9 protein-coding genes are annotated in these 10,973 nt (G+C 64.1%); all 9 read right to left on the bottom strand.

What is annotated here, in order from left to right; genetic code table 11:
- Window positions 1-468: PaaI family thioesterase (locus B3H86_RS07145; RefSeq protein WP_292052373.1), on the bottom strand; the 468-nt coding region annotated here is incomplete at its 3' end.
- Window positions 465-1,412 carry an NAD(P)H-dependent flavin oxidoreductase gene (locus tag B3H86_RS07140; protein ID WP_292052370.1) on the bottom strand — a complete coding sequence of 316 codons (948 nt, stop codon included), beginning with the start codon at window positions 1,410-1,412 and terminating at the stop codon, window positions 465-467. The genes B3H86_RS07145 and B3H86_RS07140, both read right to left, overlap by 4 nt.
- 2 nt (window positions 1,413-1,414) lie before the next feature.
- The gene (locus B3H86_RS07135; RefSeq protein ID WP_292052368.1) at window positions 1,415-3,133 is read right to left on the bottom strand and encodes a class I adenylate-forming enzyme family protein; all 1,719 of its coding nucleotides are present in this window, start codon (window positions 3,131-3,133) and stop codon (window positions 1,415-1,417) included.
- A 37-nt stretch (window positions 3,134-3,170) separates the two neighbouring features.
- Window positions 3,171-4,640 (bottom strand): class I adenylate-forming enzyme family protein, encoded by a 1,470-nt coding sequence (locus B3H86_RS07130; RefSeq protein ID WP_292052366.1) that lies wholly within the window; start codon window positions 4,638-4,640, stop codon window positions 3,171-3,173.
- A complete protein-coding gene (locus B3H86_RS07125) occupies window positions 4,637-5,863 on the bottom strand; it encodes a thiolase family protein (RefSeq protein ID WP_292052364.1) in 1,227 nt (408 codons plus the stop codon). Before B3H86_RS07125 ends, B3H86_RS07130 begins: the two co-directional genes overlap by 4 nt.
- Window positions 5,860-7,518, bottom strand: a complete 1,659-nt coding sequence (locus B3H86_RS07120) for an aldehyde dehydrogenase family protein (RefSeq protein ID WP_292052362.1) — start codon at window positions 7,516-7,518, stop codon at window positions 5,860-5,862. Before B3H86_RS07120 ends, B3H86_RS07125 begins: the two co-directional genes overlap by 4 nt.
- Before the next feature lies 1 nt (window position 7,519).
- A complete protein-coding gene (locus B3H86_RS07115; RefSeq protein ID WP_292052360.1) occupies window positions 7,520-8,668 on the bottom strand; it encodes an acetyl-CoA C-acyltransferase in 1,149 nt (382 codons plus the stop codon).
- A 9-nt stretch (window positions 8,669-8,677) separates the two neighbouring features.
- On the bottom strand, window positions 8,678-10,138 hold the full coding sequence (locus tag B3H86_RS07110) for a carotenoid oxygenase family protein (protein WP_292052358.1): 1,461 nt from the start codon (window positions 10,136-10,138) through the stop codon (window positions 8,678-8,680).
- Window positions 10,139-10,226: 88 nt separating this feature from the next.
- On the bottom strand, window positions 10,227-10,973 hold a 747-nt coding region (locus tag B3H86_RS07105), incomplete at its 5' end, for an SDR family NAD(P)-dependent oxidoreductase (protein WP_292052356.1).

Genomic DNA, 10,973 nt, shown 5'->3' with positions numbered 1-10,973 from the left:
GCCCCGACTGCGGATCGCGATCAGCGCAGTGCCCAAGGCCACGACGGTTCTGTCTTCCAGCGAAATCCGCGCCTCGCTGACAACCTTGCGGTCATCGCTGAAGCTGGCGCGGCCCTCGGCATAGAGATGCTGGCAGCTTATCGGCGCGCCATTGAGAAAGCGCATGTGCAGGTCCGTGGAGAGTAGGAACTGGCCGGGCTGAAGCAGGGTCATAGCAGCCCCGCCGCAAACCAGATCGACGAGGGCGCTGGACAGTCCCCCATGAACCAGTCCGACAAAGTTGGAATGGCCGGCGTCAATATCGCAGACCATACGCATGAAGCCGCGATCCACTTCTATTGGCCGGGCGGCGATACGGTCGACGAAGCCACCGGGCGTGCGGGTTGCGATCCATTTGCGGGCCAGTTCCAGACCGCTTTGGCTGGTATCCAGTTCAAAGGCTGGCGGGGCAACAACATGACCGCTCAAGACGCCATCTCCATATTGCGGGTGCGTGCGGAAAAGCGGTCGATGGCCGTCCAGTATTCTGCCTCGAGACGGTCCACGATCTGGCGCGTCGGCATGACGGAATCGATGGTTTGAAGGCCCTGTCCCGCCGCCCAGATATCCTTCCACCGTTTGTGTGCGGCGTCGCCGGAATAGTCGCGCGTGACCGGCGTATCCAGCGCCTTCGGATCGAGCCCTGCCGCGATCAGGCTGGGGATCAACCAGGAGGCATTGGTGCCGGTAATCGCAGGGGAAACGATAAGGTCGTCGGGACCGCAATCGACCACCATGTTCTTATAGGCATCCTGCGCGCGGCTTTCGCTGGCGGCCAGAAACCGGGTGCCCATGTAGACAAGATCGGCACCGGCGGCGATAGCACCGGCCACGCCCGTGCCGTCGGCAATACCGCCTCCGACCGCGATATAGCCGTCAAAGAACTGACGCAGGGCCGAGATGAAGGCAAAGGGGCTGAGGTGGCCGGTGTGTCCTCCCGCTCCGGCGCTGATACAGGCCATGCCATCGACGCCCGCATCGGCCGCCTTGCGGGCCAGTGCCATGTTCACCACGTCGGCAAAGACCAGTCCGCCATAGGATTTGACCGTCTCCATCACCGGCTTTGGGGAACCCAGGGCCGTGATGACGATGGGCGGCTTGTATTCCGCCACCAGCGCCAGATCGTCTTTCAGACGGCTGTTGGTCGAGTGGGTGATCAGATTGGCGACCCACGGACCGTCAGTGGGCGAAAGGGCGTCGGTGATTTGGCCCATCCAGCTGTCGAGGTCGGCTGGGGTGCGGCAGTTGGGGGTAGGGAAGGCCCCGCCAATGCCGGCCTTACAGGCGGCAATCACAAGTTCCGGGCCAGACACGAGAAACATCGGGGCCGAAATGACGGGAAGGCGCATTTTGAAGGGGAGGGACGGTGGCATGGTCAGTTGGCTCCCGTCGCTTCGGACAGTTGTTGCCTCAGGTCGCGCTTAAGGATTTTGCCGACGGGATTGCGCGGCAAAACCTCGGCCACCTCCAGACGCTCGATCTGCTTGTAGATGGCGACCTGTTTTTCCTGGGTCAGGAAGCGGTTGATCTCGGCCATGTCGGCACTTTGGTCCGGTTTGAACACCACAAAGGCACACAGGCGCTCGCCCAGATTTTGATCCGGTGCCCCCACCACGGCGACATCGGCGACAGCCGGGTGGCCCTGAAGGTGGCCCTCGATCTCTTCGGATGAGATGTTCATGCCGCCGCGAATGATGACGTCTTTCAGGCGACCGACGAAGCGATAGAACTGCTTGCGGTCACCCGCGATTTCGAACAGGTCGCCGGTCTTGAACCAGCCGTCGGCGTCAAAGGCGCGGGCGTTGATATCGGGCGCACGCCAATAGCCTGAAAAGACGGTCGCGCCCTTAACCCTCAGCTCGCCGGTTATACCGGCTTCGGTGATCTCTTCTTCCGTATCGGGATCGACAAGCCGAGTCTGGATGCGGTCATGCAGGATGGCCTTCCATTTGAAGCCCGGCCCCAGACGCGGGAACAGGGCAGCGCGTTCGGCGGCGTCCGGCACATCCTTCTGGGCGCTGGGGAAGGAGGCACCTTCGTTGGAGCCGAAATAGTTGACGATCTGGACGCCGTATTTCTCGAAGAAGGTTCGCACCATCCATTCCGACAGCGGGGCCGAGCCGGAACCGATCGAGCGCAGACGCTGGAAATCGATGCCCGCCAACAGTTGCTCGTTCTGAAGCAGAAGGTTGAGCACGGCGGGCGGGGCGACGGTGTAGTCGATCTTCTCCTCGCGGATCTGCTGCAGGAAGACCGGCAGGTCGAACGGCTGGTGCTGGATCAGGCGACCGCCGAGGATCAGCCACGAGACATAGCTGGTTGAAATGCCCGCCATGTTCACCATCGGGAACGGGTTCAGCAGAACGGCCCCGTCCTGCAGATCAGCGGCGTCGCTGACGCCAAGACCCATGATGATCCATTCATTGTGGCTGCGCGGTACGCCCTTGGGCTGGGCCTCGGTGCCGGAGGTCCAGCAGATGGTCACCACATCGTCGGCACAGATGTCGGCGGCGATGGCGGCCTGCTGCCCGGCGGCCAGAGCCTCGCTGTCCTGATCATCGGCCAGCCGGTCAAGATCGAGCGTGCCGTCGGGCGCATTGCCGCCCACGACGAGCACATGCTCAAGGGTCGGTGCCGCCGCCTTTACGCCCATCATCATGGCCGCATGCTCGTGCTTGCCGATGCGGGCGGCGGTGATGATCGCCTTGGCATCTGTGCGGTTGATGATCGAGGTCAGCTCATGCTCGCGATACTGGACGGGCGCGGGCGTGATGACGATGCCCAGCCGGATACAGGCGGCATAAAGCAGGCACTGCTCGACCACATTGGGCAACTGTAAGGCCACGATATCGTCCTTGCCCAGATCCAGAGCCGTCAGGGCGGCGACATAGCGGTCGACCCGGCTGTCGGCCTGGGCCCATGTCAGACGGGCAGGGGAACCGCCTATGATCGCTTCACGATTGACGGGATCGACCACGGCGGTCTCTTCGGGTTTGGCCGCCACATGTTTGCGGAACAGATCATCCAGCGTGGTGTCGCCCCACCATCCCTTGGCCTTGAATGCGTTGATCCGCTCTTCCGGCACTATAATCATCGCCGCCTTCTCCCTGGTTCGATTTTTTGCCCAGCGGTCATTGGATCGCCGTCTGGATCATTGTGAGCACCTCGCCCCGCACCACCTTGCCGACAGGGTTGCGGGGCAGGGCGGGAACGATATGGATGACTTTCGGTGTACGCACCGCGCCCAGGCGATGTCGCACAAAGTCGCAGAGCGTGGCCGTATCGGCCTCTTTCCTGAGCGCAACCACGGCCTCCAGCCGCTCGCCCCACAACCCGTCTTCCAGTCCGAATGCACAGGCTTCCTTGACGGCGGGATGGGCGCACAGGGCCGCTTCCACCTCTGCGGGATAGATGTTGTAGCCGCCCGAGATGATCATCTCCTTGGCGCGGCCCAGTAGATACAGATGCCCGTCGGCACCGCGCCGTCCCACATCGCCTGTGCGCAGCCAGCCGTCGATGCGTGCGGCCGCGGTCTGTTCGGGATCATCCAGATAGACAGTGGCGCACAGATCGCCGCGCACCAGAATCTCGCCTTGACCGGTTTGGCTTTGGATCACGCCGTCGTCGCCAAGGAAGGCGATGTCGATGCCGGAAAATACCTTGCCCACACTGGCCCGAAGGGCTTCGTCCTGCATGTCGGCGGGCGACAGTCCGGCAATGGCCATCGGCGCTTCGGTCTGGCCGTAGAGGGTCGACAGCACAGGGCCGAAACGCGTGATGGCCTGTGCGATACGCGGGGGCGGCATGGGGGCGGCGGAATAGGTCAGATGCCGAAGGCCGGGAAGGTCCGATGGCTTAAACGCCGCCTCTTCCATCAGCAGATAGATCAGCGTCGGTGGCATGAAGGCACAGGTCACACCCGCTTTCAGCGCCTGCAGAATGTCCGCCCGATCCGGCTTGGACAGCAGGTGGTGACAGCCCCCCGCCGCCAGTACCGGCAGGATATAGTGCGACGCGCCATGCGTCAGCGGCGCGACCGCCAGATTGAGGTCGTCTGCGCCGAAACGATAGAAGGCCCGCAAGGAGGCCAGCGCCGCCGCACCGCTACGAACGCTCTGCACCACCCCCTTGGGAATACCGGTCGATCCGCCGGTGAATTTGATGGCGAAAACGGCGTCGGGATCATCCTCTATGTCCGGCAGGGCCGCAGCACCTGTCGCCTGCCAGTCGTCCAGACCGAGGGACGGGCCGGAGAGGTCCACCTGTTGGGTCGATGAGCGGTCATGGAGCGTCAGCACCAGTTTCGCCCGTGCCTGAAACTGCTGGTTCAACGACAGTCCGTTGCGCGGATTGAGCGGAACCCACACCGCTCCGGCCCGCAGTATCGCCAGATAGGCGCAGACATGGTCGATGCTGTTATGGGCACACAGGCCGATGCGGTCCCCCGCCTTGATCCCCCGCGCCATGAGGTCGGCGGCACGCCGCTCTACAGCGGCGACCAGTTCAGCGTGGCTCAGCCTGCGTTCGCCGTCCGTGACAGCGGGCCGCGCGGCCTTTTGTGGCAGGTTGTCGTAAAGGGCGCGGATCGGATGGCGGATCATGTCGCGCGCTCCAGTACCGTCACGACCGTGGCGGCTTCTTCGACGCCGAGGAAGCCGCCGCCGTTTTCCGCCACGCCGATGCGGGCGTTTTCGACCTGTCGCTCGCCAGCCTCGCCGCGCAGGTGCTGGATGAGTTCATAGAGCTGGGCCAATCCGGTGGCACCGACGGGGTGGCCCTTGGCCACCAGCCCGCCGGAAGGATTGACCGGCGTGCGCCCGCCAAGGGCAAAGTCGCCCCGTTTCAGTCGCCCGCCGACCGTGCCTGCCACCGAAAGGCCAAGGTTTTCTATCTGCTGGAGTTCGGCATAGCTGGTCGCGTCATGCACCTCGGCCAGGTCGATATCGGCAGGATCGAGCGAAGCCTGTTCATAGGCCTTGAGCGCGGCAAGGCGGCCGATGTGGTTTTCGAAATCTTCCGGCGCACGCTGGCTGGCGCTGACAAGGGCGCAGCCACGGACCCGCACGGCCCGTGAAGCCGACCCAAGTTTCGCCAGCCCCTTGGCGGTGCAGACGATGATGGCCGCCGCCCCGTCGCTGACGGGCGCGCACATGGCGCGGGTAAAGGGATGCACGATGGGTTTGTCGGCCAGTACCTGCTCCACGCTCATCGGGGTGCGGTACTGGGACTTGGGGTTCAGGCGCCCCGCCGTGTGGTTCTTGGCGGCGATGCGGGCGAGGTCTTCCTGCGTCGAGCCATATCTTTCGGCATGGGCACGGGCCTGCGCGGCATAGAGGTCCATGAACAGGCTGCGTCCGTCACCGGGGGCTTCGCCTCCCATTGTGGCGATATAGTCCAGCACCGATTGACGGTCATGGATATCGGTACCGCCCGCAAAGGCCGCGGCGACACGCTCGGGACGGTCGGGAAAGACCATCTTCTCCGCACCGACCACCAGGGCGATATCGCCCGCGCCCGCCTTCAGCCAGTTCATCGCCTGCCACAGGGCGGTCGAGCCGGACGCACAGGCGTTCTCGACATTGGTCACCGGAATGCCCGTCAGACCCAGGGGACGCAGGGCGATCTGGCCGCGCACGGTGTTCTGGCCTTCCAGCATGGGCTGGCGGGTGTTGGAAAACCACGCCGCCTCGATGTGCGAAATCTCCGCGCCCGCATCGGCCAGGGCGTCACGCACGGCTTCGGCGGTCAGTGACTTCACGCTGTCGCCCAACCGCTTGCCCAGTGCCGTCATTGACGCTCCGGCGATGAAGAACCCGGTGCTCATGCAGCGGGCCGTCTGCGCTGGACGATGCGGAAGCGCGAGGCGACAAAGGCCAGATCGGCCAGACAGGCATTGCCTGCGGGGTTCAGTCCCGTGACGTGATAGTCGCTATAGGCGGCGGCAAAGTTGATCCACATCGCCCCCGTCAGATTGATCGTCAGATTGGCCCCCGCCATTTCGTAAAGCGGGGCCGAGCGGGCGATGAAATCCTCGTCCGTCGAATACATGTAGGACGAGATGGAACCACGGGTCTTGGCCAGTGTCGTGGCCTCTTTCACGGCCTCATCGCCGTCCATCGACACGACAAACAGCACAGGCCCGAAATGCTCCTCGGCATAGAGATCGGCTGCCGAGCCCTCGCTGGCGATGACCAGCGGCGTCAGGGTGCGTGCATCCGGAAACTGGGGATGGTCATAGGGCGCGGCCTCGCGCAGCACCTGCACGCCGTCGCGGCCCTCGATGGCGCGGCGCACATCGGCCACAGCCTTCAGGCTGACCTCGCCCTGAATGGCCCCCATGATGCCGGCGGCCTGTGCGGGATCATCGGCGATGGCATCGATCTGGCGGACCAGTGCCTGTCCGAACACCTCGGCAAGGGCAGGGTCCACATAGATGACCTGCGGACTGGTGCACATCTGGGCCGAGAACAGCGACGAGGCGCGGGCGATGGCGCGGGCGGTGTCCTCCAGATCGGCGACCGAATGGACCACTACGGTGTTCACGCCCGCTGTCTCGGTGAACAGCAGCTTGCCCGTCACCGTGCGTTCCAGATGGCCGCCGTAACGGGGGCTGCCCGTAAAGTCGATGATCTGGATGGCCGGATGGTCCACCAGCACCTGCGCGACGGGCTCATCCAGCGTATCGGCGGCAAGGGTGATCAGGTTGGGATCAAACCCGTAATCCATCAGAACCTTGCGGCATTCGCGTACCACAATGGCCATCGGCAGGATGGCTATGGGGTGGGGTTTGACGATGACCGGATTGCCCGTCGCCAAAGAGGCGAACATGGCGGGATAGGCGTTCCACGTCGGGAAACTGGCGCAACAGATAACCAGACCGATACCACGCGGCACCAAGCTATAGGTCTTGTCCAACGCCACGCGTTCGGCCCCGAACAAACGCTCGTACCGTCCGGTGCGGGCCACGTCGCGCAGAGCCTTGGCGGCGTAGGCCAGCGCCTCGATCCCCCGATCCAGCGCATTGGGACCGGACCCGCTGAAGGACTGGGTATAGCTCTGCCCCGCCACATGCATGACGGCCTGCGCCATTTCGAAATTGGCGTCGTACAGGCGCTCGGCCATCTCGACACACAGGGCAAGGCGCAGTTCGGGATCGGCCTCGCGCCACGCGGGCCACGCGTCCTCTGCCGCCGCGATCAGGGCGTCGGGCGAACAGCGCGGATAGGTGATGCCCAGCGGCTTTTGCGTATAGGGCGACACCTCGGCCCCGACACGGTCCACCACGCCGGGCTGGTCCAGATCGAAGGGCTTGCCCAGCTGGTTCTCGAACGCCGCCTTGCCCGCCACCGGCTTGTCCGGTCCGTGGATCTTGGTCGAGGGCGAGTCCTTGAAGGGCGACCAAGCGATGCGTGTCTCGACCGCCGCGATGGCTTTTTCGATCAGATCGGCATGACGGGCGACCAGAGCGTCACGGTCCATCTCAGCGCTCCAGACGCTCGACGATCATGGCTGCGCCCACGCCCTGAGCGCCCGCAGCCACCACCAGACCATAGCGCCCGCCGGATTCATCCAGCGCATCCAGCAGCGAGGACAGAAGTATGGCCCCCGTGGCCCCCATCGGGTGGCCCTTGGCCAGATGGCCGCCACCCACATTCACCTTGTCCGCATCGACTTCATAGTCGCGCAGGAATTTGGCGATGACGACGGCAAAGGCTTCCATGAACTCGATCCGGTCCATGTCGGCCAGTGTCAGTCCGGCCTTGGCCAGCACCCTGTCCATCGCATCGAACCCTGCGGTCAGCGAGGCCGCCGGATCGCCCCCCACCTCGACCGAGGCGACGATGCGGGCGCGCGCCCCCTCGGGCGATGCCGACACCAGTGCCAGTGCGGCACCGTCCGTCATGGGCGGAGCATGGGCGATGGTGTGTCGAAAGTCGATTTTGCGGCCTTCCAGCGCCTCGGCATAGGGCTCGGCCAAAGGCTCGAAAGCGGGCGGAAGGCTGGCGAGGAAGTCGGCATTGGTCCGGGGGCGGGCGGGTTCTTCCTTGGTTAGTCCATTTACGGCAATGCGCGACGCCACCAGCGGCGTACCCTCGGCGGCGGCGGTGCGCTGTTGCGAGGTCAGGGCCACAGCATCCAATTCCCCACGACTGATGCCGGTGTCCTCGGCCAGACGGTCGGCGGCCACCGCCACCGGAATGAAGCGGGCGCGCGGCTCCAGTTCATTGTCGCGGTAATAGTCGGCCTTGTCGGCCATGAAGGGCACACGCGACATCATCTCGACCCCGCCGGCGAGGACCGATCTGGCACTACCGGACGATACCATCTGTCCGGCCTGGGCGATGGCGGTCAGTCCCGAGACGCAATAGTTGTTCAGGCTGATGGCAAAGGCGGTGTCGTCCAGCTTTGCATGAAGTTTGGCCACCAGAGCGATATGGCCGCCCTGTGCGCCCACCTGACCCACGCTGCCCAGCAAGAGGCCCTCGGCCTCGCGCGGGGTATGGCCACGGTCCTCCATCGCATCGATCAGGGCGGTCACCAACTGTTGCGGCTTCAGCGCTGCCAGAGCGCCTTCGGGGCGGGCCTTGCCGCGCGGCGTACGGACAGCATCAACGATATAGGCGGTCATACTTGCGGCTCAGCTCCGGGCAATTTGGTCGCCGCGTGCCCATGTGCCGTGGAAACCGGCAGGGACGCGTGCAGGCAGGAGGACGCGGGCGACCGCCCCGTCCTCGAAGTTCTTCGCATCGATGATCTGGACTTCGGAACGACCGGTATTTTCATCGGTGGCAAAGGCGATGACATAGCCGTCGTCCTCGTCCCTGGCGTCGATGCGCGGGGCAAAGGCGGGCTCGGAGCCGAACATCTGCGGCTCATAGTCATAGGTTTTGGCCGCGCCGGTGGTCAGGTCATACTTGATCAGACCCTTGAACCGCTGAAGCTCCGTATTGGACATGGCGACGTGGTAGGACCATTTCGTCGGGCGGCTGGCATAGTCCAGATTGACGACGGGGAACTCGCCGATGCGGTCATCCAGCTGGCGCTTTCTTATTTCTCCGGTGCGCATGTTCATCCGCCACTCGACCGGCACGGCGTTCAGCGCCAGCACATTCACCATAGCGGCATAGGGGCCGTAGTCGGGGTTCAGCGGATAACCGTTGGGCACCATCATACAGGCGGTCATCACCACCTCTTCGCCGTCCTCCCAGCTGTTGACGACATGGTAGATGTAGCAGCTGTCGGTTTCGAACCAGCGGATCTGGTCGCCCCTGCCTCTGCGCGGGACGACGCCGAAACGGGCGGGCTGGTCGGCAAAGTGGATGTTCCACTGGCTGTTGCGCAGTCCGCTGTCGGTAAAGACGACGGGCAGGTCATGAAGGATGACGTAGTTCTCGGTCAGACCCATGTCGTGCGGCAGGCGCGGTCCGGGAAGTTCGACACGCTCGAAATGGGTCAGCTCGTTCCGGGCGCTGACCGTGCCGAAGGTCATCCACGGCTCGTAGAGGGAATAGTCGAAAAAGACGAACTCGCCGGTCCTGGGATCGACCTTGGAGTGGGCAGAGACATGGCGGGGCAACTTGCCGCCAAAGTTCTCGATGCCGATGGTTTCAAGCGTGCGGGCATTTACCCGCACCGGCTGGCCCGAGATGTACCACAGGGCCATCAGCGAGCCGTTGTGGACGACCACATCGGTGTTGGCGGTGTCCTTGTAGACCCTGTCACCGCGCGTCGAGTGGGGATCGGCCCGTGTGGACGGATACATGACCCCGCCCGCGCCACAGCCGCCGTTCAGGTCGGCGACATTGTCGGGGCTGCGGATGAAGCGGTTGCGGTACTCCGCCTTGCCATTCTCGAAATAGATGGCGTGCAGCATGCCGTCGCCATCGAACCAGTGGTGCAGCCCCTCGGGGGCCTGCGCGGGGTTGGGGCCGTTGCGATAGAAACAGCCGTAAAGATCGCGCGGAATCTCGCCGATGACGTCCAGTTCAAGCGCGGTCGTCTCTTTCGCCACCGGCTCATAGGCCCCCTGAAGATAGGGGTTGAGCTGGTTCAGCGGGCTGAGCGGGCCTGTCTCGATACGCCGGGCATCATCGGCCATGACGACTTCCTTCCCTGTGCAGGCACCCTTTGCGGGCGTCCATAACTTTTATAACGCGACTATGTGCTTTTTGGTCTGTTAGTGCAAGTCACGATGGCGTGGGCAGATCGGCCATCAGGTCCTCGAACGCCACCTGACCGTCCGAAAACGTCTTCCATGTTGTGATATCCATCAACCGATCCAGATCGTGGTTCAGTTGTTCGGGCGAGAAGTCACCGGGATAGTGGATGCCGGGCCCTTCGATGCGCGCGGCGCGGCGCACCGTGCCGCATCCGGTCACAATGGACTCCCCGTTGAGGGAACAGTCCGCCGACATCAGCCAGCTGGCCACAGGGGCGACACGTTCGGGGGCCATCAGCTTGGCGCGTGCATCCTCAAGATATTCTGCCGTCATCCCTGTCGCGGCATAGGGGGCCAGTGCATTGCAGTGAACGCCGCGCGGCCCGCCCTCCAGAGCAATGGTCCGCATCAGGCCGATCAGCGCCGCCTTGGACGCCGAATAGCTGGCCATACCGTGAACCCCATGTAGCCCCGCCGCCGAGGTGGACATGACGATGCGGCCATAGCCCTGCTCGCGCATGTGACGATAGATGGGCAGGGTCGGGGTCAGGCTGCCGAAGAAGTTGACCTCGAACACCTCGCGAAAGGCCTCGGTGGTCTGTTTGTGCAGGGTCTTGGCCTCGGGCGCACCCGCATTGTTCAGCAGACCATCCACGCGGCCAAAGGCGTCCAGCGCCGCCTGCAGCAAACGTTCGCCTGAATCCGCCGCTTCGACGGCCAGCGGGGCGGCGACAGCCTGCCCGCCGAGGGCCTCGATCTCGGCGACGACGCCCTC

The organism is Brevundimonas sp. UBA5866 (assembly GCF_002432125.1).
Classification (GTDB): Bacteria; Pseudomonadota; Alphaproteobacteria; order Caulobacterales; family Caulobacteraceae; genus Brevundimonas.
The sequence above is the reverse complement of the archived record's forward strand: the minus strand, read 5'-3'. Positions and strand labels throughout refer to the sequence as shown.

Bases quoted from the DNA above. Each gene is read 5' to 3' on its own strand.
- B3H86_RS07140 (WP_292052370.1), bottom strand. From the start codon at position 1,412: ATGCCACCGTCCCTCCCCTTCAAAATGCGCCTTCCCGTCATTTCGGCC.
- B3H86_RS07135 (WP_292052368.1), bottom strand. From the start codon at position 3,133: ATGATTATAGTGCCGGAAGAGCGGATCAACGCATTCAAGGCCAAGGGA.
- B3H86_RS07130 (WP_292052366.1), bottom strand. From the start codon at position 4,640: ATGATCCGCCATCCGATCCGCGCCCTTTACGACAACCTGCCACAAAAG.
- B3H86_RS07125 (WP_292052364.1), bottom strand. From the start codon at position 5,863: ATGAGCACCGGGTTCTTCATCGCCGGAGCGTCAATGACGGCACTGGGC.
- B3H86_RS07120 (WP_292052362.1), bottom strand. From the start codon at position 7,518: ATGGACCGTGACGCTCTGGTCGCCCGTCATGCCGATCTGATCGAAAAA.
- B3H86_RS07115 (WP_292052360.1), bottom strand. From the start codon at position 8,668: ATGACCGCCTATATCGTTGATGCTGTCCGTACGCCGCGCGGCAAGGCC.
- B3H86_RS07110 (WP_292052358.1), bottom strand. From the start codon at position 10,138: ATGGCCGATGATGCCCGGCGTATCGAGACAGGCCCGCTCAGCCCGCTG.